This is a genomic window from Vitreimonas sp. (assembly GCF_035627415.1).
Classification (GTDB): Bacteria; Pseudomonadota; Alphaproteobacteria; order Caulobacterales; family Aquidulcibacteraceae; genus Vitreimonas.
Map to the genome: position 1 here is coordinate 173,300 of NZ_DASPLU010000031.1, position 20,889 is coordinate 194,188.

Annotated in this window: 21 protein-coding genes; 20 read left to right on the forward strand and 1 reads right to left on the reverse strand. The window is 68.7% G+C overall.

The window, feature by feature from the left end:
• Positions 1 to 7 precede the first annotated feature (7 nt).
• The 20 genes from VEA80_RS16990 to VEA80_RS17085 all read left to right on the forward strand — a co-directional run bounded on the left by VEA80_RS16990 (position 8) and on the right by VEA80_RS17085 (position 18,306).
• Complete coding sequence (locus VEA80_RS16990; RefSeq protein ID WP_325061966.1) at positions 8 to 1,156, forward strand: phage portal protein; 1,149 nt, start codon at positions 8 to 10, stop codon at positions 1,154 to 1,156.
• Positions 1,153 to 1,383: a hypothetical protein gene (locus tag VEA80_RS16995; RefSeq protein WP_325061967.1), complete on the forward strand. Its 231-nt coding sequence runs from the start codon at positions 1,153 to 1,155 to the stop codon at positions 1,381 to 1,383. The genes VEA80_RS16990 and VEA80_RS16995 overlap by 4 nt, the downstream gene beginning before the upstream one ends.
• Entirely contained in the window at positions 1,380 to 1,793 is a 414-nt protein-coding gene (locus VEA80_RS17000) for an HK97 family phage prohead protease (RefSeq protein WP_325061968.1), read from the forward strand. The genes VEA80_RS16995 and VEA80_RS17000 overlap by 4 nt, the downstream gene beginning before the upstream one ends.
• Entirely contained in the window at positions 1,765 to 2,418 is a 654-nt protein-coding gene (locus tag VEA80_RS17005; RefSeq protein ID WP_422665323.1) for a phage tail baseplate protein, read from the forward strand. Before VEA80_RS17000 ends, VEA80_RS17005 begins: the two co-directional genes overlap by 29 nt.
• A gap of 96 nt (positions 2,419 to 2,514) precedes the next feature.
• Positions 2,515 to 3,423, forward strand: coding sequence for a DnaJ C-terminal domain-containing protein (locus tag VEA80_RS17010; RefSeq protein ID WP_325061970.1), 909 nt, complete (start codon positions 2,515 to 2,517; stop codon positions 3,421 to 3,423).
• Between the two features lie 61 nt (positions 3,424 to 3,484).
• Positions 3,485 to 3,790 carry a hypothetical protein gene (locus VEA80_RS17015; protein WP_325061971.1) on the forward strand — a complete coding sequence of 102 codons (306 nt, stop codon included), beginning with the start codon at positions 3,485 to 3,487 and terminating at the stop codon, positions 3,788 to 3,790.
• A gap of 12 nt (positions 3,791 to 3,802) precedes the next feature.
• Positions 3,803 to 4,474 (forward strand): response regulator transcription factor, encoded by a 672-nt coding sequence (locus VEA80_RS17020; RefSeq protein ID WP_325061972.1) that lies wholly within the window; start codon positions 3,803 to 3,805, stop codon positions 4,472 to 4,474.
• A gap of 197 nt (positions 4,475 to 4,671) precedes the next feature.
• Positions 4,672 to 6,039, forward strand: a complete 1,368-nt coding sequence (locus VEA80_RS17025) for a sensor histidine kinase (protein WP_325061973.1) — start codon at positions 4,672 to 4,674, stop codon at positions 6,037 to 6,039.
• A gap of 60 nt (positions 6,040 to 6,099) precedes the next feature.
• Entirely contained in the window at positions 6,100 to 6,768 is a 669-nt protein-coding gene (locus VEA80_RS17030) for a tetratricopeptide repeat protein (protein ID WP_325061974.1), read from the forward strand.
• Between the two features lies 1 nt (position 6,769).
• Positions 6,770 to 7,201, forward strand: coding sequence for a cytochrome c maturation protein CcmE (gene ccmE, locus VEA80_RS17035; RefSeq protein WP_325061975.1), 432 nt, complete (start codon positions 6,770 to 6,772; stop codon positions 7,199 to 7,201).
• 109 nt (positions 7,202 to 7,310) lie between these two features.
• Entirely contained in the window at positions 7,311 to 9,242 is a 1,932-nt protein-coding gene (locus VEA80_RS17040; RefSeq protein ID WP_325061976.1) for a heme lyase CcmF/NrfE family subunit, read from the forward strand.
• The gene (locus VEA80_RS17045) at positions 9,239 to 9,631 is read left to right on the forward strand and encodes a cytochrome c-type biogenesis protein (RefSeq protein ID WP_325061977.1); all 393 of its coding nucleotides are present in this window, start codon (positions 9,239 to 9,241) and stop codon (positions 9,629 to 9,631) included. The genes VEA80_RS17040 and VEA80_RS17045 overlap by 4 nt, the downstream gene beginning before the upstream one ends.
• A gap of 190 nt (positions 9,632 to 9,821) precedes the next feature.
• Positions 9,822 to 11,333 carry a Do family serine endopeptidase gene (locus tag VEA80_RS17050; RefSeq protein ID WP_325061978.1) on the forward strand — a complete coding sequence of 504 codons (1,512 nt, stop codon included), beginning with the start codon at positions 9,822 to 9,824 and terminating at the stop codon, positions 11,331 to 11,333.
• 11 nt (positions 11,334 to 11,344) lie between these two features.
• Positions 11,345 to 12,013 (forward strand): response regulator transcription factor, encoded by a 669-nt coding sequence (locus tag VEA80_RS17055; RefSeq protein ID WP_325061979.1) that lies wholly within the window; start codon positions 11,345 to 11,347, stop codon positions 12,011 to 12,013.
• Positions 12,010 to 13,401: a HAMP domain-containing sensor histidine kinase gene (locus VEA80_RS17060; RefSeq protein ID WP_325061980.1), complete on the forward strand. Its 1,392-nt coding sequence runs from the start codon at positions 12,010 to 12,012 to the stop codon at positions 13,399 to 13,401. The genes VEA80_RS17055 and VEA80_RS17060 overlap by 4 nt, the downstream gene beginning before the upstream one ends.
• A 1-nt stretch (position 13,402) precedes the next feature.
• Positions 13,403 to 16,264: a bifunctional [glutamine synthetase] adenylyltransferase/[glutamine synthetase]-adenylyl-L-tyrosine phosphorylase gene (locus tag VEA80_RS17065; protein ID WP_325061981.1), complete on the forward strand. Its 2,862-nt coding sequence runs from the start codon at positions 13,403 to 13,405 to the stop codon at positions 16,262 to 16,264.
• Between the two features lie 24 nt (positions 16,265 to 16,288).
• Positions 16,289 to 16,669 carry a hypothetical protein gene (locus VEA80_RS17070; RefSeq protein WP_325061982.1) on the forward strand — a complete coding sequence of 127 codons (381 nt, stop codon included), beginning with the start codon at positions 16,289 to 16,291 and terminating at the stop codon, positions 16,667 to 16,669.
• Positions 16,591 to 17,283 carry an RNA polymerase sigma factor gene (locus VEA80_RS17075; RefSeq protein ID WP_325061983.1) on the forward strand — a complete coding sequence of 231 codons (693 nt, stop codon included), beginning with the start codon at positions 16,591 to 16,593 and terminating at the stop codon, positions 17,281 to 17,283. Before VEA80_RS17070 ends, VEA80_RS17075 begins: the two co-directional genes overlap by 79 nt.
• Before the next feature lie 16 nt (positions 17,284 to 17,299).
• Positions 17,300 to 17,701 (forward strand): hypothetical protein, encoded by a 402-nt coding sequence (locus VEA80_RS17080; RefSeq protein ID WP_325061984.1) that lies wholly within the window; start codon positions 17,300 to 17,302, stop codon positions 17,699 to 17,701.
• Positions 17,698 to 18,306, forward strand: a complete 609-nt coding sequence (locus VEA80_RS17085) for a periplasmic heavy metal sensor (protein ID WP_325061985.1) — start codon at positions 17,698 to 17,700, stop codon at positions 18,304 to 18,306. The genes VEA80_RS17080 and VEA80_RS17085 overlap by 4 nt, the downstream gene beginning before the upstream one ends.
• Position 18,307: 1 nt before the next feature.
• Here VEA80_RS17085 and VEA80_RS17090 read toward each other — a convergent pair whose 3' ends face one another.
• Positions 18,308 to 20,773 carry a PAS domain-containing sensor histidine kinase gene (locus tag VEA80_RS17090; RefSeq protein ID WP_325061986.1) on the reverse strand — a complete coding sequence of 822 codons (2,466 nt, stop codon included), beginning with the start codon at positions 20,771 to 20,773 and terminating at the stop codon, positions 18,308 to 18,310.
• Positions 20,774 to 20,889 lie beyond the last annotated feature (116 nt).

Here is a 20,889-nt window from a genome sequence, read left to right on the forward strand (position 1 = left end):
AGGGATCATGTTCGACTGGATACGCAAACTCCGCAGCTTCGGCGCGGAGCGAAAACTCATGGCCTGGCACACGCCGAGCCGACCAGCGTGGCCGATGCGCGATCCGAGCGCGTTCGCGCGCGAGGGTTACGGGCGCAATGCCGTCGCCTATCGCTGCGTACGGATGATCGCCGAAGCGGCGGCGAGCGCGCCGCTCAAGGTCGGCCCCGGCGATCACCCGTTGGCGCGGCTGCTCGCGCGGCCCAATCCGGAGCAGAGCGGCGTCGAATTGCTGGAGGCGTTCTACGGTCATCTGCAGGTGAGCGGAAACGCGTACCTGGAGGCGGCCAGCATCGGCGAAGCGGCGCCCTCCGAAATTTACGTGCTGCGGCCGGATCGCATGAGCGTCGTGCCGGGCGCGGACGGCTGGCCCGTGGGCTGGGAGCATCGCGTCGGCGCGCAGGTGCGCCGGTTCGAGCGCGATCCGGTGACGGGCGAAGCCCCGATCCTGCACCTCAAGCTCTTCAATCCGAGCGACGATTGGTACGGGCTCTCGCCGATGGAGGCGGCGGGCTACGCCATCGACATCCACAACGCCGGCGGCGCCTGGAACAAGGCGCTGATCGACAATGCGGCGCGGCCGAGCGGCGCGCTCGTGTTCAGCGGCTTCGGCGGCGCCGACCGTTTGAACGAGGAGCAGTTCAGACGGCTGAAGGCCGAGCTGATGGAGATGCACGCGGGCGCCGTGAACGCGGGCCGGCCGATGCTGCTGGAAGGCGGGCTCGAATGGCGGCCGATGTCGCTGTCGCCCACCGACATGGATTTCATCGAAGCGCGCTTTGCGGCGGCGCGTGAGATCGCGCTCGCGTTCGGCGTGCCGCCGATGCTGCTCGGCATTCCGGGCGACAACACCTACTCGAACTATCGCGAAGCCAATCTCGCCTTCTGGCGGCAGACGGCTTTGCCGCTGGCGCTGAAGGCGGCGCGCGGCGTCGAAGCCTGGCTCGCCGAGCGCTGGCCGGAAGCTGGGCCAGCGGCGGTGGGCGTCGATCTCGACGCCGTGCCGGCGCTCGCGATCGAGCGCGAGGCGCTGTGGGCGCGCATCGGCGCGGCGGATTTTCTGGACACGAACGAGAAGCGCCGCCTCGCCGGCGTGGAGGAGCCCGAGCGCACATGAAGCTGAACATCGATCCCCGCATCACCTTCGCGCTCATTCTGGCGCTCTTCCTGCAGACGGCGGGCGGCTTGATCTGGGCCGGCCGCGCCGCCGCGCGCTTGGAGGAGGTCGAGCGCGCGGTGGCGACGCAGCCCGAAGTGGCCGTGCGCCTGGCGCGGCTGGAAGAACAACTGGCGGAAGCGCGGCGCGCCTTGGCGCGCATCGAAGAGCGGCTGGACCAGCAGTGATCGTCGAAGGCTACGCCGCTCTGTTCGGCGTCGAAGATCAGATGCGCGACATCGTCCGCGCCGGCGCGTTCGCGGCGAGCTTGCAGCGCCGATCCGAGCCGCTGCCGCTGCTGCTGGAGCACGAGCCGCGGCTGCTCGCCGGCTCTTGGAGCGATGTCCGCGAGGACGGCCGCGGGCTCTGGCTGCGCGGCGAGGTCCGCGACGATCTGCCGGGCGCAGCGCGAACGAAGCAGGCGTTGGCGCGCGGCGTCGACGGCCTCTCGATCGGCTTCGTGCCGCTGGTCGCGCATCGCGCCGGCGGCGTGCGCGTGCTGAGCGAGATCGAACTTCTGGAAGTGTCCATCGTGGCGCATCCGATGCAGCCGCTGGCGCGGCTCAACTTTGCGCGAGACTTGGCTCGCGCCGCTTAGAGGAGAAAAACGTGAGAAGTGGGAGATCGTGCAGGCCCGCAGTTGCGTGCTGGTTGCGCCGAACGAATACGAACTCTCCGGGATGTTGCGCGGTAGGCTAGGCTCGGCGCACGCGATGAGGACGCCGCATCCGGCCGGCGCGCGCATCGTCGCGCTCGATCAGCGGCTCGCGCGGATGGAGATCGGCGCGCACGAGTGGAACGAGGAGCTTGCCGTCGCCGCGCCGCCGGCGGGAAAGCTCGCCGCCGATCCGCGTGCGGCGACGGCGAGCGTGACGCTCCCAAACGCCGCCGCGCGGGCGTGGGCGCCGGCGCATCTGCGGGCGCGACGCACGGGCGGCGGCGATGTCGAGATCGCTTGGGTCCGCTGCGCCCGGGTCGGCGGCGACAGCTGGGGCGCGGCCGAGCCGCCGCTGGGCGCGGGCGCCGAATCCTATCGCCTCGAGCTGCTCGATGGCGATGAGGTGGTGCGGACGGTCACGGTCGGCGCGCCGGCTTATGTCTATTCCGCCGCCGATCAGACCGCCGATTTCGGCGGTTTGCCCAGTTCGTTGCGCTTCCGGGTCGCGCAAATCGGCGATGGCGGCGCCATAGGGTTGAACAGCGAGTTAACCATAACATTATAGTCGGGCGGGCCAGAATGGCCGTGCCGATCTGATTCCATCGCGGGACCGGGTCGACGCTGCCGCAAATCCGCAAAAGGCCGGAGCCAGTCTGACATCGTGAGTTGGGACCCTTACGCGACCCTCGGCGTCAGCCGCTCGGCCACCGCCGACGACATCCGCCGCGCCTATCGCCAGCTCGCCAAGGAGCTGCACCCGGACGTGCGCCCCGGCGACAAGGCGGCGGAAGAGCGCTTCAAGAAGGCGACGGCGGCGTTCAACCTGCTCTCCGATCCCACCACCAAAACGCGCTTTGACCGCGGCGAGATCGACGCCGACGGCAATGAGCGGATGGCGTACGGCTCGCGGCCGAGGCAAGGCGCGCGCGCGCATGCCGGCGCGGGCGCCGGGCCAGGCGGCGGCGGCGCTGGCGCCGATCCGTTCGATCTCGGCGACATCTTCTCCGACCTATTCGGGCCGGGCTTCGGCTCGAGCCGCGGCTACACCCGCATGCGCGGGCGCGACATCCGCTTCACATTGGAGGTGGAATTTCTCGACGCGGTGAACGGCGCGCGCAAACGCATCTCGCTGGCCGAAGGCCGCACGCTCGATGTCGCCATTCCGGCGGGCGTGGAGACCGGCCAAGTGCTGCGGCTGAAGAATCAGGGCGGGCCGGGCGTGCAAGGCGGGCCGGCGGGCGATGCGCTGGTCGAACTCAACGTGAAGCCGCACGCCTTCTTCCGGCGCGAAGGCCAGGACATCCACATGGACCTCAACGTCTCGCTGACGGAGGCGGTCGAGGGCGGCAAGGTCCAAGCGCCGACGCCGACGGGGCCGGTGACGCTGACCATTCCAGCCGGCTCGAACACGGGCAAGACGCTGCGGCTCAAGGGTAAAGGCGTCGCCGGCCACGGCGATCAGTTCGTGCGGCTGCAGGTGGTGCTGCCGGAGACGCCGGACGAAGACTTGAAGAAGTTCGTGAAGAAATGGCCGAAGCGGGACTACACGCCGCCGCGTCCGGGTGGTTAAGCCGAAGCGACTGTTACATTCAGGGCACGTTCAGTGGCGCCTAGGTAAACCCCTCCGCGTGATGTGGGCGAAGTCTCTCCTCCTCTCTGCGGTGCTGCTCGCCGGTTCCGCCGCCGCCGCGGAAGCGGCGCAGGCGAACCCGCGCGCGCACGCCTTCACGATCCAGCCCAATTTCATCATGCCGGCCCAGCAGCGCGGCAACGCGGACATCCGCCCGCTGCGCGAGGTGGTCGAGGAACTTCGGTCCCGCTTTGGCGGCGACCTGATTTCGGCCCGCCTTGAGGACGGGGGCCGCCCTGTCTATCTGATCCGCTGGCGTATGCCGGATGGCCAGGTACGGGATTTCCGTGTGGACGCGGCACGTTAAGGAAGGTCGCGCATGCGGGTTTTGGTGGTCGAAGACGATAAGAACCTGCGCGAGCAGCTCTCCGGGGCGCTCGCCGATGCGGGTTACACGGTCGACACGGCCGACAACGGCGAGGACGGCCAGTTCCTTGGCGAGACCGAGCCGTACGATCTGGCCATCCTTGATCTCGGCCTGCCCAAGGTCGACGGGCTCTCCGTGCTGAAGGCTTGGCGCAAGGAAGGCCGGTCGATGCCTGTGCTGATCCTTTCGGCGCGCGACCGCTGGAGCGAAAAGGTCGAAGGCCTCGATCTCGGCGCCAATGATTACGTGACCAAGCCGTTCCACATGGCCGAGCTGCTGGCGCGCGTCCGCGCCAATGTGCGGCGGCAGACGGAACACCAATCCTCGGTGCTGGAGGTCGGCGATCTCTCGCTGAACTCGGCGACCGGGCAGGTCACGGTGAACGGCGTGCCGGTGAAGCTGACGGCCTATCAATACAAGGTGCTCGACTATCTGATGCACCACGCCGGCCGCATCGTCTCGCGCGCGGAGCTGACCGAGAAGATCTACAGCCAGGACCACGAGCGGGATTCGAACACGATCGAAGTGTTCATCGGCATCCTGCGTCGCAAGATCGGCTCGGACCGCATCATCACCGAAAAGGGCTTGGGCTACCGGCTGGTCGATCCCGCGGACCAGCAGTGAGCAGAGCCCCAACTCCTCCCCCGCTCGCGGGGGAGGTCCGAGCGGAGCGAGGGGTGGGGGAAAGTCCGGCCGATGGCAGCGCTGCCCCCCTCAGTCATCACGCTGCGCGTGCTGACAGCTCCCCCGCAAGCGGAGGAGCAGTTGGCGTCTTCGATCGCTTTCGGCAGCTGATCCGCCGCTCGCTCGCGGCGCGGCTGGTGACGATCGCCGCCGTCAGCGTGTTCGGGCTCGTCGCCGTTGGCATCATCGCGCACGAGCAGTTCAACCGGCAGATGCTGCGCCTGCTGATCGATCCGGAAATCCAGTCGGTCTCCACCAATCTCATCGGCAATGCGGGGCCGGGGCTCACCGGCGAGCTGGTGTTGCGCGATCTGCCGTACGATCCGCGCTATCTGCAGCCGCTGAGCGGCCGCTATTATCAGATCGCGCGCATCAACGACGACGGCACCGCTTTGGTGCAGGTGATCTCGCCCTCGCTGTTCGATGTCGGCATCGAACTCGATCCGCGCACGCTCGCATCCGTCACAGCGCCGAATGCGGCGCCTGAACCCCGCTTCCTCACCATCAACGGCCCTGACGACGAGCCGCTGCGCGTGATCGCGCAAGTGGTGGAGATTCCCGAACTGGAGGGGCGTTATCTCTTCCTCGTCGGCGTCGAGCCGCGTTCCATTCTGGCGCCGGCGGCGAACCTCGTCGGGCTCGCCTTCGCCGTGTTCGTCGCGTTCTGCGCGCTGATGGTGGCGGCGGTGACGCTGCTGCAGATCAGGATCGGCCTCGAGCCGCTCAGCGAATTGCGGCGCGACATCGCCAGCGTGCGTCGCGGCGACGCCGAACGTCTGGCCGGGGAATATCCGGCCGAACTGTTGCCGGTGACGCAGGAGCTGAATGCGCTGGTGGATCACAACCGCGAAGTGGTCGAGCGGGCGCGCCGCCATGTCGGCAATCTGGCGCATGCTTTGAAAACGCCGATCGCGGTGCTCAAGAACGCCGCCCACGCCGGCGAGCAGGACGCGGTGATGAAGGCCTCCATCGACGAAATGGAAAGCTTCGTCGAGCGCCAGCTCCGCCGCGCCCGCGTCGCCGCCCGCGCCGATGCGCAGGACGCGACCATCGCGCACCGGACGCCGGTGCTACAGAACCTCGAAGATCTCGTCTTCATGATGGAGCAGAAGTACGACGCGCAGAAGCCGATCGACATTTCCATCGAGGCCGAAGCCGATGTCACCTTCCGCGGCGAGCGCGAAGACCTGCTCGAAATGGCCGCCAATCTGATCGACAATGCCTGCAAGTACGGCATGAGCCAGGTGGTGGTGCGGCTGTTGCCGTCGTTCGAAAGCAACGGGTTGTTCGAGATCGTTGTCGAAGACGATGGCCCGGGCCTGTCCGAGGCCGACATCGCCCGCGCCATGGCCCGCGGCGCGCGGCTCGACGAGGCGGCGCCCGGACAGGGGCTGGGCCTCTCGATCCTGAAAGAGACGGTCGATCTTTATGCGGGGGAACTGCTGTTCGAGCGCGGGGAATTGGGCGGGCTCAAAGCGCGGCTTCGCCTACCTGCTACCGACTAGCGCCTCCTGCGGCGTCCGAACGGATTTCGCCGCGCTGCAAACGAGGCTAGGGACCTCACGGTGTGGACCGCTGTTATAGTGCTGCTCACGGGCGCCGCGCTTGCGGCCGGCGCGGCGTTCTGGGTGCTGCGCGCCTACCGCCGCGCGGGCGGCGGCGCGAGTTCGGCGCGGCCGGCGCTGTTGGCCTGCTTTGCGGTGACGATCGCAGGCCTTGGCGTCTATCTCGCCATCGGCCGGCCCGAGCTGCCGGGCGCAGCGTATGCGCAGCGGCTCGAAACCCTGCTGGCCGGGCTACAGAGCCCGACGCCGCCGCCGATCACGCGCGAGGAATATCTCGCTGTCTGGCTGCATCTTTCGCGCGAGAACCCGCAGGACGCCGTGCCTCATGTCGAGGCTGCGAAAGTGCTGCTGTCGATGGGACGCGGGCGCGAGGCGGCGCTCGAGTTCGATCGCGCGCTTCGCCTCGAACCGCAATCGGTCGAAGCGTTGCTCGGCATGGGCCGGGCTTTGGTCGCGATCGAGGGACGCGTCACGCCGGAGGCGCAGGCGTATTTCGTGCAGGCCGGCGAGATCAGCGACGATCCCGTGCCATGGATCTATCAGGCGATGGCGGCGATGGAGCAGAACCGCGAAACCGACGCGCGCCGGCTCTGGGGTGAGGCGCTTCAGCGCATGGCGCCGGACGATCCGCGCCGCGAAATGGCGCGGCAAATGAGCCAGGGAGGCTGACGTGCGGCGCCGGGATCAACGCCTGATGATGATCGGCGCCGCAGGCGCCGTGCTGGTGCTTGCCGCCACGCTGACGTTCGCGGGCCTGCGCGATTCCGTTGTGTATTTCGTCGCGCCGTCCGAGCTGGCGGAGAAGGCGGAGCCGAACCAGCGCGTGCGCCTGGGCGGGCTCGTGGTCGAGGGCACATTGCGGCGCGACGATACCGGCGCCAATCGCTTCGCCGTCACCGACGGCGTGACGCAGGTCGAAGTGCGCTATGACGGGCTTCTGCCCGACCTCTTCCGCGAAGGCCAAGGCGTGGTCGCCGAAGGCACATGGGCGCCGGGCGCGGCGTTCGAGGCCGAGCGCGTGCTCGCCAAGCACGACGAAACCTACATGCCGCGCGAAGTCGCCGAGGCGCTGAAGGAGCGCGGCGAATGGAAAGGGCAATGAGAAGTCGGAAATCAGAAATCAGAAATCAGAATCGCGCGGCCGAGCCGCGCGTAAGCCTTCTGCCTTCTGACTTCTGGCTTCTGGTTTCCGATCATGGCGCTTGCGCGCCATGATCGCAGAGATCGGCGCGTTCGCGGCGTCGCTGGCGTTGGCGCTCAGCCTGGCGCAGGGCGTGATGGGGTTGATGGCCTCGCGACGCGACTCGCGCGCGGAGGCGACGGCGGCAATCGCGCAAGCGGCGGCGGCGCTCTGCGCCTTCGCGTTCGCATGCCTCATCGCGCTTTTCGTGCAGTCGGACTTCTCGGTCGCCGTGGTTTCGGCGAACTCGCACATCGACAAACCGCTGATCTATAAGATCGCCGGCGCGTGGGGAAACCACGAAGGCTCGATGCTGCTGTGGTGCACGGTGTCGGCGCTGTTCGGCGCCATTTTGGCCTCGACGCGGGGGCGTCAGAGCTTGGCGCTCTGGTCGCGCGCTGTCGGCGTGCAGGGGCTCGTGACGGCGGGCGCGCTGATCTACACGCTGTTCCTCTCGCCCCCATTCGCGCGGCTCGATCCCGCGCCCATGATCGGCTCCGGGCTGAACCCGCTGCTGCAGGATCCCGCGCTCGTGGCGCATCCGCCGCTGCTTTATCTCGGTTATGTCGGCTTGAGCGTGCCGTTTTCGCTGGCGATCGCGGCGTTGATCAGCGGTCGCGCCGATCAAGCCTGGGCCCGTGCGCTCCGGCCCTGGACACTCGCGGCGTGGACGTTCCTGACCACCGGCATCGCCGTCGGTTCGTACTGGGCCTATTACGAACTCGGTTGGGGCGGCTGGTGGTTCTGGGATCCAGTCGAGAACGCGAGCTTCATGCCGTGGCTGGTCGCCGCCGCGCTCGTGCACTCGGCCATCGTCACCGAGCGGCGCGGCTCGCTGGCGAGTTGGACCATTCTGCTCGCGATCATGGGCTTCGGCCTCGCCATTCTCGGCACGTTCCTGGTGCGCTCGGGCGTGCTCACGTCGGTGCACGCCTTCGCGGTCGATCCGACGCGCGGCATCGCCATGCTGGTGCTGCTGTTCATCGCGCTCGGCATAGGCTTTGGCATGTACGCTTGGCGCGCGCCGAAGCTGCGGCAGCCTTCGGGCTTCGCCGCCGTCAGCCGCGAGAGCATGCTGGTCTGGAATAATTTCGGGCTTGCCGTTGCCGCGGGCGTCGTGCTGATCGGCACGCTCTATCCGCTCATCGTCGAAGCCGCGGGCGGCGGTCTCATTTCAGTCGGCCCCCCGTTCTTCAACGCGACGGTCGCGCCGCTGATCGGCGTCCTCTTCTTGCTGCTCCCGCTAGGGCCAATGCTGACTTGGCGCGTCGGCGACATGCGCGCGGCTTTGATGAAGCTCGCGCCGGCGGCGATCCTTGCAGCAGTCACGCTCATCGCCGCGCTTGCGCTCTCGAACTGGCGTGCAGCGCCGGCGATCGGACTGGCGCTCGGCGTTTGGCTGGTCGCCGGCGGCCTCATCTATCTTTGGACGCGGCTGCAGCGCGGCGAGGGACACGTGAGCGCGAAACTCGCGCTGTTGCCGCTCGCGGTGTGGTCGATGAGCTTGGCGCATATCGGCGCTGGCGTGCTTACCATCGGGGCGATCGCTGAAACTTCGTTTCGCAGCGAGCGCGCGGTCGCGCTGCGGCCCGGCGAGGGCGTCGCGTTCGCGGGCGGGCGCGTGACGCTGCTCGAAGTCGGCCAGATCGAAGGCCCCAACTATTCGGCCAATCGCGCCAGCTTCCGCGTCGACCGCCGGGGGGCTTCGCAGCTGCTCTCGGCCGAAAGGCGCTTCTTTCCGACCTCGCCGATGCCGACGACGGAAGTCGGCATTCTCGGCCGCATCGACGGCGATCTCTACGTCGCGCTCGGCGAAGCCGTGCGCGATACGCCGGGCGCCTGGTCGGTCCGGCTTTATCACAATCCGCTCGTCTACCTGATCTTCCTCGGCGGCATCATGATGGCGCTCGGCGGCGTGCTGAGCTTGATCGCGCTGGCGCGGCGGCGAAAGGTGGGGCCATGAGCCTGCTCGCCATGCTGGTCGCCGCCGCCGCGCCCGCCGTTCTTGGCGACCCGGCGCAGGAGGCGCGCGCCCGCGCGCTCGACGCCGAGATCCGCTGCGTCCAGTGCGAGAACGAGCCGATCGCGCAATCGACCGCCGATATTGCTGTGGATATGCGACGGCTGGTCCGCGAGCGGATCGTGGCTGGCGACAGCGACGCCGAGATCCGTGACTACTTCCGCCAACGGTATGGCGACTTCGTCTTGTTCCGTCCGCCGTGGGACGCCCGCACCTGGGCGCTCTGGCTCGCACCGCTGGCGCTGTTGCTGATTGGACTTCTGACTATTTTCGCCGCTCGGGACCGCACCCGCGCCGGCGCCGGACTTCAGCCGGAAGAGAGCGAACGCTAGGACCCGTCGCGCCGCGCTGTCGTTTGGTCGGAACCGACAGGGAACCGCCGCAAAAAAGCCGTCCGCCGCCGGCCCAATTAATCGCAACTTCGCCCCAAACGGTCCTTAACCGGCCCCCAGCGCTCATTATCTTAAGGGCTTGCAACGCAGCCGGGCTCAGCTTCCAATCACAGGGTCTCCGAGGGTCTCAATGACTGACGCAGTTTCGATGAAGTACCTCCGCCGCACCGCCATCGCCAGCGGCGCCGCGCTGGCTCTGTTCACCGGTTTCGCTCTGGCGCCGATGACGAGCGCCCAGGAAATCAATCCGGGCGCCGTCGCGCCGCCATCCGGCGCGCCGATGAGCTTCGCCAACCTGATCGAGCGGGTGAGCCCGGCGGTAGTCTCGATCTCGGTGCGCCAGCGTCCGGGCTCGGTGCAACAGCAGCTGCCCGAAGGGCTGCCGCCCGGCTTCGAGGAATTCTTCCGCGGCCAGCCCGGCCGTCCCGGCCCCGCGCCGACCTCGCTCGGCTCCGGCTTCTTCATCGATCAGAACGGCACCATCGTCACCAACCACCACGTGATCGAAGGCGCCGAGGAAATCACCGTGCGCACCAGCGACGGCCGGGAGCTACAGGCGGAACTGGTCGGCTCGGATGAAGCCACCGACATCGCCGTGATCCGCGTGACCGAACGCACCGGCCGCTTCCCGTTCGTGCGCTTCGACGATGCGCGCCACGTGCGCGTCGGCGATTGGGTCGTCGCCGTCGGCAACCCGTTCGGCCTTGAAGGCACCGCGACGGCGGGCATCGTTTCGGCGATCGGGCGCCGCGACGCCGGCACGTCGGCCTATGTCGACTACATGCAGATCGACGCGCCGATCAATCGCGGCAACTCGGGCGGCCCGACCTTCGATATCAATGGCAACGTGATCGGCGTGAACACGCTGATCTTCTCGCCCACCGGCGGCAATGTCGGCATCGGCTTCGCCATTCCGGCCAACACCGCAAACCAGATCGTGCAGCAGCTGCTGGAAAGCGGCCGTGTGACGCGTGGCTGGATCGGCGTCTCGATCCAACCGCTCGATCGAGACATCGCCCGCAGCCTCGGCCTCGATGAGCCGCGCGGCGCCCTCGTCGCGACGGTGGTTCCGGACGGCCCCGCGGCGCGCGCCGGCATTCAGCAGGGCGATGTCATCCTGACTTTCAACGGTGAGCGCATCGAAGACAGCCGCGATCTCACCCAGCGCGTGGGCGCGACGCCGATCGGCAACAATTCGCGCATAGAAGTGCTGCGTAATGGCCAGCGCCGCACGTTGAATATGCGTCTGCAGGAGCGTCCGAGCGAACAGCAACTCGCGGCCGCCAATCCGCCGCCGAGCGCAACGCCAGAAACGCCGCCCGAAAGCGGCGGCGCGGGCGTGGCGCAGAGCTCGCTCGGGCTTTCAGTGCGGCCGATGACGGCGGAAGACCGCACGCGGCTCGGCCTTGCCGCGAACGATGCGGGTCTGGTCGTCACCGCGGTCGAGCCGACCAGCGATGCGGCGCAAAAGGGCATCGGCGTCGGCGACGCGATCCTGCAAGCGGATCAGCGCGCGCTGCGCACGGTGCAGGAATTGAGCAATGCGGCTCAGGCGGCGCAGCGCGCCGACCGGCCGATTCTGCTGCAGGTTGCAACTCGGGGCGGGCGGGGCTTCGTTGCGGTGGATGTCGCAGAACGTTGAGGAGGGACGGCATGCGCGTGCTCTTGGTGGAGGACGACGCCGACATGGCGGAGAACCTGCGCGCCTCGTTGGCGGCGGATGAACATGAAGTCGAGATCGCGCGCGACGGAGAGCAGGGCCATTCGATGGCGGCGAACGGCGGCTACGATGTGATCGTGCTCGACCGGATGCTGCCGAAGAAGCTCGGCGTCTCGGTCGTGCGGGAATTGCGCGAGCAAGGCGTGTCGACGCCGGTGCTGATCCTTTCGGCGCTGCACGACGAGGATCACCGCGTCGAAGGACTCAACGCCGGCGCCAACGACTATCTCGGCAAGCCGTTCTCGACGCGCGAGCTGCTCGCGCGCGTGCGCGCGCTTTGGCACGGGCGCGACCGCGACGTGCAGACGCGGCTTCAGGTCGGCGATCTCGAAATGGATCTGCTCGCCCGCACCGTGAAGCGGAACGGCAAAAAGCTCGACCTGCAGCCGCGTGAGTTCCGGCTGCTGGAGTATCTGATGCGCAATTCCGGTCAGACGGTGACGCGCAAGATGCTGCTCGAGAACGTCTGGGATTATCATTTCGATCCGCAAACGAACGTGATCGACGTGCACATCTCGCGCCTGCGTTCGAAGATCGACCGCGATTTTGCACAATCCCTGCTGCACACGGTCCGAGGATCGGGTTATCGACTGGAGGCATGAGGCCAAGCCTCGCGCTCCTTCGCACCACGACGTTCCGGCTTGCGCTGGCGCAGGCCGGCGTCGTGTTGCTGTTCGTCGTGGCGCTGCTCGTCTACGTCTATTTCGCCACCATCGGCCAGCTGGTGGCGGATTCCGACATTCTGGCGGACCAAGAATACGCCGCGCTCGAACGCGCCTATGCTGAAGGCGGCATCCGCCGGCTGAACCAGGAAGTGGTGGAGCGCTCGGCCAGCCAAGGGCCGCTGCTCTACGTGTTGGCGGAAGCGAACGGCGCCGTCATCACCGGTGATTTTCCGCAACTGCCGGCGCTGCCTGGCGAGGCGGTGCAGCGGGTCGATTTCAGTTTCGAGACCACGAACAGCGAAGGCTCGCCGCAGCGTTCGCGCGCGCGCGGCCAAGTCGGCCGCCTGCTCAACGGTCCGATCCTCTTGGTCGCGCGCGACCTTGGCGACAGCGCCGTCATCACCGGCCGCATCACCCGCGTTTTGTGGACCGTGGCGATCCTCGGCGTGATCCTCTCCGTCGCTAGCGGGCTCACCGCCTCGTGGTTCGCCTCGCGTCGCGTCGAAGCGCTCGCCAACACCGCGCGCGACGTGATGGGCGGCGATCTCAAACGCCGCGCGCCGGTGCGCGGCGAGGGCGACGAGTTCGACGAGCTGGCCGAAGCCATCAACGCCATGCTCGACCGGCTGGAGCGGCTGATGATCGTCTCGCGCACGGCGGGCGATGCGATCGCACACGATCTGCGCTCGCCGCTGACGCGGTTCCGGCAGAAGCTCGAAGCTGCGCTCGAAGCGCCGGAGGACAGCCGCAACGACCGCGAAGCGTTGCGCAAGGCGCTCGAGGAAGCCGACAATCTGCTCGACATGTTCGCGGCGGTGCTGAAGCTCGCGCGCGTGGAGAGCAATCCGAACTGGCGGTTCGAGCGCATCGACGCAAGCGAGGTGCTGCAGGAGCTGGTCGAGTTCTACGAGCCCGCCGCCGAAGAGCAGGGCCGCACCTTGCGCGGCGAAGTCGCGCCCGGTCTCGTTGTGAACGGCGAACCGGGCCTCTTCACGCAGGCGGTGTCGAACCTGGTCGAGAACGCGCTGAAATACACGCCCGAAGGCGGACATATCGATCTCTCCGCCGTGCGCCGCGCCGATGGCCGCATCGAGATTGCCGTGCTCGACGACGGCCCGGGCATCCCGCCGGCGGATCGCGACCGCGTGTTGGAACGTTTCGTGCGTCTCGAAAGCGCGCGCTCTTCGCCCGGTGCGGGCCTGGGCCTCAGCTTGGTCGCCGCGGTGGCGCGTCTGCACAAAGGCGGGCTTCACCTGCGCGACGGCTTGAGCAATGGCGAAGGCAAGGGCCTCGGCGCTGCGCTCGTGCTGCCGGCGGCGGCTTGAGATGCAAGACGTCGGCCCCGCCCTCGCGCGCCGCGCCGCGCCGGCGGCGTTCACGGGCAGTCCGTGGTCTGACGCTGCAGCGTCTGCGGTCGAGAACGCACCTTACCTGAAGCGGCTGACCGAGCGTCGACCCGATCTTCTCGAAAACGCGGGCGCCGATTGGGCCGAGCGCCTGTTCGGCGACGCGCTGCGAACGGCTGACGCCATCGCCGCCGATCCGCCGCCGCTCGAAGAGGCGATGCGCACGCTGCGCCGGACAAAGGATGCGGTGCATTTGGCGACTGCGCTTGCTGATCTTTCGCGCCAGTGGCCGCTGCCGCGCGTCACCGGCGCTCTGACCGATTTCGCCGACGCCGCGTTGCGCGCCGCGCTCTCGCTCGGCGTGCGCGAGAGCGTCAGGCGCGGCGACATTGAGCCCGCTGCAGCAACCGCCGAAGAAGGCCCGATCCCCGGCTTCACGCTGATCGCCATGGGCAAGATGGGCGCTGGCGAACTCAATTATTCGAGCGACATCGATTTTTCGGTGTTCTTCGACTCCGCACGCTTGGCGGAAGCTAACGCGCGCGAGCCGCGCGTCGCGGCCGTGCGCCTCGTTGCGCCGATCGTGCGTGCACTCGAAGAGGTGACGGTCGACGGCTACGTCTTCCGCACCGATCTGCGCCTCAGGCCAGATCCGGGCTCGACCCCCGTCGCCGTATCGATCGCCTCGGCGGAGCACTATTATCAGACGCTCGGCCAGAATTGGGAGCGAGCCGCGTTCATCAAGGCGCGCGCAGCGGCCGGTGATCGCGTGTGCGGCGGCGCGTTTCTGGCCTCGCTCGAACCGTTCATCTGGCGCAAGCATCTGGACTTCGCCGCGGTCGAGGACGTGCACTCGATCAAGCGGCAGATCCTCTCGGCGCACAAGAGCGCCGAACTCGGCGATCCTGTGTTCGACGTGAAGCTCGGGCGCGGCGGCATCCGCGACATCGAACTGTTCGCGCAGACGCAGCAGCTCATCCTGGGCGGCCGCAACAGGCGTCTGCGGGAGCAGCGCACGTTGGCCGCGCTCGACGCGCTCGCCGCGGCCGGCGCGATCTCGGAGAACGCGCGCTCGGCGTTGTGCGAGGCGTACATCTTCTTCCGCGAGATCGAACACCGCATCCAGATGCTGGAGGACGCGCAGACCCATCGCGTGCCCCCCGATCCGGAGACACGTGCGCGCGTCGCAGCGCTCGCGGGCTTTCCCGATCTCGCCGCGTTCGACGCCGCTCTGGTCGAGCGCCGCAAAATCGTGTCCGACATCGATCACCAATTGTTCGGTCGCGGCGAGAGCCTCGCCGATCCGCTCGGCAGCTTGATCTTCACCGGCGTCGAGGATCATCCGGAAACGCTGCGCACGATCGAGCAGCTCGGCTTCAAGCAGGCGGCGTTCGTGAGCCAGACCGTTCGCGGCTGGCACCACGGCCGCATCCGCGCGATGCGGTCCGAACGGGCGCGCGAATTGTTGACGCGGCTGACGCCGAGGCTGCTGCGCGCCCTCGCCGGCGCAGGCGACGCAGACCAGGCCTTCGTGCGTTTCGCATCGTTCTTCGCCGGTCTTTCCGCCGGCGTGCAGGTGTTGGCGCTGCTCGACGCGCGGCCGGCGCTGCTCGATCTGCTCGCGCGCATCCTCAGCGTGGCGCCGCGCCTTGCCGACAATCTGGCGCGCCGCCCCGCCTTGCTCGACGCGCTGATCGAGCCGCGTTTCGCCGCGCCGCTGGCGCAGGATGCGCCGGGCGCATATCGCGCCGAACTCGCGGAACGGCTCTCCATCGCCGAAACGTTCGAACAGCGTTTGAACGCGGCGCGGCGTTTTCAGCGTGAAGAAGCGTTCCGCATCGACGTGCAGGTGCTGGAGGGACAAGCCAATGCGGCCGAAGCCGGCGCCGCGCACGCGGACCTCGCTGAAGCCTGTGTCGCCGCGATGGCGGATGCGGCGCTGGCGGAAGTGGAGCGGCGCGACGGCGCCCAGCCGGGCGCGTTCACCGTGCTCGCGCTCGGCAAGTTCGGCGGCCGTGAACTGGCCGAAGGCTCCGATCTCGATCTGATGCTGGTCTACGAGGCGGCGGCCGAGCATGCGACCGCGGGGGAATTCTATGCGCGCGTGACCCAGCGCCTGATCAGCGCGCTCTCGGCGCCGACAGAAGAAGGCGAGCTGTACGAGATCGACACCAAGCTTCGGCCTTCGGGCTCGAAGGGCCCCGTGGCCGTGCGACTGTCCTCCTTCGCGCGCTATTACGACGAAGAGGCCTGGACCTGGGAGCTGCAGGCGTTGACGCGGCTCCGCGCCGTCGCCGGCGATCCGGCGCTTGGGCGAAAAGTCGCGGAGATCGCCGGCGCGACGCTCGCCAAGCCGCGCGATGGTGCGACAGTCCTCGCCGAAGTCGCCGACATGCGCGCGCGCATGGAGCGCGAACGCAGCGCGCGCTCGATCTGGGATCTGAAGCTCGCGCCCGGCGGCTTCGTCGACATCGAGTTCATCGCCCAGGCGTTGCAACTGGCTCATGCCGCCGAAGCGCCCGGCGCCTTGTCGCCGAACACCGGCGAAGCGCTGCAGCGCCTGTCGGCCGCAGGCAAGATCGACCCGGCGCTCGCCGATCGCCTCGGCGCGGCTTGGAAGCTGTGGAGCGATCTGCAGCACCTGCTGCGCATTTGCATTGGCGGCGAGTTCGATGCTGCCGACGCGCCGCCGCCGCTGCCGCCGCGGCTGGCGGCTTTGGCCGGCGCCGCTGACTTCGAGGCGCTGGAGGCCAAGGTGCGAAAGGTGCAGGCGGACGTGCGGGCCGCCTTCGTGCAGATTATCGGCCCGCTTGGCGACGGATCGCAGCCGCTGCGCCGTTGAAGCTCCAAAAGCGGAGCAATCGACGTGCCAAAACGTGCAATTCTCGTTGCAGCGGCGGTCCTGCTGACCGCCACGCCCGCATGGGCGCAGGACCGATGGCGGCGGATGGACGCAAATGGCGACGGCGCCATCAGCCGCGCCGAGGCGGAAGCCGCACGGGCGGCGTATTTCACGCGTCTCGATGACGATGGAAACGGTCTTCTCAGCCGCGCCGAACGCATCGCCGCGCCGGCGCGAATCGAGCGCGGTCTGTTTTGGGCGGACGCCAATCGCGACGGACAGGCGAGCCGGGCGGAAGTCATGGCGCAGCCTTACCGCGCTTTTGCGTGGCTCGACCGGGATCGGGACGGCGTCGTGAGCGCGGCCGAGCTGGAAAGTGTTCGCGCGCGGGCGAATGGAGGCTAAGCAAGTCTCGGCGAGACGAGGAGGCCGAGGGGCGCATGTTCGACCCGGACGCAGAGTACGTCCGGAAAGCCGGGGCGGGCGACAGCCGCGCCGCCGAAGCGCTCGTGCGCCGGCACCTGCCGCGCATGGTGGCGCTGGCGCGCCGCATGCTCAGCGATGCGGCGGAGGCCGAGGACGTGGCGCAGGAGGTGTTTCTGCGCGTCTGGCGCGAGGCGCCTCGCTGGAAGCCCGGGGCGGCCAAGTTCGAGACCTGGATGCATCGGGTCGCGCTCAATCTTTGCTACGATCGTTTGCGCCGCCGGCGCGAGAGGGCCGATCCCGACGCCGGCTTGATGGTCGCCGATCCTGCGCCCCTGGCGAGCGAAGCGTGGCTGGCGCAACAGCGCGCGGCGAAGGTCGAGGCGGCGTTGTCGCAGCTGCCGGAGCGGCAGCGGGCGGCCATCGTGCTGGTGCACTATCAGGAACTCAGCAACATAGCGGCGGCGGAAATGCTGGAAATCAGCGTTGAAGCGCTCGAGTCCCTTCTCGCGCGCGGCAGGCGCGCTCTGAAGGCGGCGCTTGCCGACGTCGTCCAGGATTTGATCGGAGAAGCCGGCGGCGCGCCGCGCGGGTGAAGTGGAAGGATAGGCAATGGACCGGGCTCGGTTCGAACAATTGCTGGAGGCGTACGGCGCGGATTTCGCGCGCTGGCCGGCCACCGAGCGCGTCGCTGGTGAACGGTTCGCCGAAGAGCACGCCGCCGCGCTCGCCGCTGGGCTGCGCGACGCCGGCGCGCTGGACGCGGCGCTGTCTTCGGCGCCAGCCGCCAGAGGCGATCTTGCCGACTTGTCGGCGCGGGTGCTCGCGCAGGCGCCCCGGCCGGCGCAGGGCTTCGGCGCCCGCGCTAGCTGGGCGCTCGCCGCTTGTGCGTTGCTCGGCGTGGTGATCGGCTATGGCGGCGGTCGGTTCGCGCCGGTCGCGACCGACGCGGACGAGGCGTATTTCGCCATGGCGTTCGAAGCGCCGGTCGATCTGTCCGGAGAAGAGGGATGAGCGAACGGCGATTTCCCTGGCGCACGCTGCTGTTCCTTTCGGTGGCGGCGAACCTGTTGGTGATCGGCGCCGTCGCGGGCGGTCTCGCGGCAGGCGTGCGGCTCGAGCGGCAAGCGCCGGGCGCTGTTGTCGACCGGATGCCCGGGCCGCGCGCGTTCGTCGCGGCGTTGCCGGAGGACGCGCGCGCGAAGGTGCGTGCCGAGTTGGCGGAAAGCTGGGACGACTCGCGCGCCGCCCGCCGCGCGGCGATGCAGGCGCGGCGGGACGCGTTCGCGGCGGCGGCCGAGGAGCCGTATGACGTGGAGCGCGTGCGGGCGGCGTTCGCGCGGCTGCGCGCGGCGGATCAGCAGGCTGTCGGCGTCTTTCACGACAACATGGCGCGCGCCTTCGGCGAGCTTTCCCCCGAGCAACGTCGTCACGCTTTGGCCGCGCTCCGCCGCGCGCCGGCGGCGTCGCGTCGATCCCTTGCGCCGGCTGAAGACGGCGCACGACCCGCGGACGCGCCGGCTGTCGACCGCGAGACGATCCGCGAGCGGCGCGAGGAACGGCGGGAGCGTTGGCGCGAACGTCGCGAGCAGCGCCGGCAAGAGCGGCAGACGCCCTGATCTACTCTGCGGCGGTGGCTTCCGGCGCCAGTTCGCGCTGGCCGCCGAACGTGCGCGGCAGCGTGATGGTGACGATGGTGCCGCGGCCGACTTCCGACTGAATCGAGAGCTTGCCGCCGTGCATCTCCGCCAGCGACTTGGTGAGCGCAAGGCCAAGGCCGGTGCCGTGATTGTTGCGCGTGAGTTCGGCTTCGACCTGCTCGAACGGGCGCGCGAGGCGCGGCAGGTGTTCGGGCGGGATGCCGCAGCCGGTGTCGACAACGCGCAGCGTCAGCGTCTGCGCATTGGCGCGGGCGTGCACCATGATGGCGCCCTGATCGGTGAACTTCACCGCGTTGGAGAGGAGGTTCAGCAAGATCTGCTTCACCGCGCGATGGTCGGCCTCGATCTCCGGCAGATCCTCGGCGTCGACGACGACGGAGAGACCCTTCTCCTCCGCCTTGCGCTTGGTGAGGCGCACTGCCTGCTCGATGGCGACGCTGGGATCGAGCGGGCGCGGGCTGAGCGTCAGCTTGCCGGCCTCGATCTTGGCCATGTCGAGAATGTCGTTGATCAGTTCGAGCAGGTGATTGCCACTGTCGAAAATGTCGGTGGCGTATTGCTTGTATTGATCGTTGCCTATGGCGCCGAATAGTTCCTTCGCCATGATCTCGGAGAAACCGATCACCGCGTTGAGCGGCGTCCGGAGTTCGTGGCTCATATTGGCGAGGAAAGTCGACTTGGCGCGGCTGGCTTCTTCGGCCTTTTGCCGCTCCTCGTGCGCTTCGCGCGCCAGCGCCTTGATCCGGTATTCCTGGCTTTCGGCGCGCGTCAGCGCGTCGGAGAGGCGCCGCTCGTTGCGGGCCAGCTCTTCTTCCTTACGCTTCAGCGGCGTGATGTCGACGCCGACTGTGATGACGCCGCCATCGGCGGCGCGGCGCTCGACGATGTGCAGCCAGTCGCCCGTCGTGAGTTCGATTACGCGCACGTCCGGATTGGTCGGGTCGTGCTTTTCGCGCCGAATCGCCGCCGTCGCCGCCGCCGCGATCGCTTCGTAGGACGCGCGCGGGCGCAGGATTTCCGGGCCGAGCTTGAAGGCCCGGGCGAAGCTCTGGTTCCAGAGCAGCAGACGCTTCCTCGCATCCCAGAGCGCGAACGGGCCGGAGAAGTTCTCGATCGCCGCGCGCAGCTGGCGCTCGAGGCGCGTCACGCGCGCTTCGGCCTCGTGGCGCTGGGTGGCGTCGATGACGGTCGCGAAAAGCCGCGTCTCGGCGCGGCCGCTCGCGTCCTCGACCGCAGCGCCGCGCGCTTCGATCCAGGCAAGACCGCCGCTCCGCGTCACGCGGAAACGGGCGTCGAGCAGGCCGGACATGCGGGCGCGGCGGAATTCCTCGTCGACGCCGAAGCGGTCCTCGTTGACGACCAGTTCCAGCAAGTCGCGCAGGCTGATGGTGTCGCGCGGCGCGCCGAGCAGACGGGCGGCCTGTTCGGAGAGCTGCACTTCGTCCGCGCCCGGACGCCATTCGAGCACGCCGACTTTCGCCCCATCGGCGGCGATGCGGAAATGCGCTTCGGCGCGCACCGCTTCGGCTTCGGCGAGCCGCGCGCGTTGCGCGTTCTGACGCATGAGCAGATAGAGCACGCCCATCGCCGCCAGCGGCGTCGCCGCCACCAGCGCATATTGCAGCAGCGCGCCGAGCAGCAGCGCCAGCGAGCTTGGCGCCGGCGAAGCGGCCATGATGCGGAAGCCGCCGATCTGCGCGGTCGCTTCGGCCGCCACCCAGGTCGAGCCGGCGCCGTCGTCGATCAGCGCGCCGGCGCGATTGCTCCGCGTGGCGGCGAGCACCTGCTGCTGCGCCCGCACGCCGGCCGACTGCAGCGCCGGCGAAGCGTAGAAGATCTCGCCCGACGGCGAGGCGATCAGCACGCGGGCGTTGGCGTTGAGCTCCGGCAGCAGCCGCGCCGAATCGATGATTGTGACGATACGCCGGTCGCCGAGGCGGCGCACGATCGTCGGCGCGGTCGCCAGTTCGCCCATGTCGGGGGCGCCGGCCCAAAGCGGCTCATCGCCCGCGGCGTTGGCGGCCGCGGTCGCAACGGCGGACAGTTCCGGATTGGTGATGGCTTCGATGGCGCCGCTTGGCCCAATCACCGCCGCCGCGGTCGCGGGCGAGGCATGCGCGGCGGCGTTGGCGAGCGACGCGAGATCGCTGCCGCCGGCGCGCGCAAGTTCGGCCGCGCCGGATGTCGCGCCGACCGCGATCGCGAGATTGGCGTTCACCCGCTCGGCGATCAGCCCCGCGGTCGAAGCTTGCGCCGCGGCGGTCGTGCCCGCCGCATCGTCGATGTGCGACTTGATCTGCGCGCCGGTCGCGGCGGCGAAGGCGAGCACGAACACGGCGACCAAAGCCATGAACGGCCGGCCGGATTTATCCTGCGACGCAGGCCCGGCGGCGCCGGGTTCGTCGTATGCAGCAGTGTTCGACACGATTTCCCCGGCCGCCCCGAATCGCCGTTCGGAATCTCGAATGAGCTAAATCGTAACGAGGGAGTAAACGCCCTGTCGAGCCGCGCGCACGACTTATGCCCGCGCACGGCTGCGAA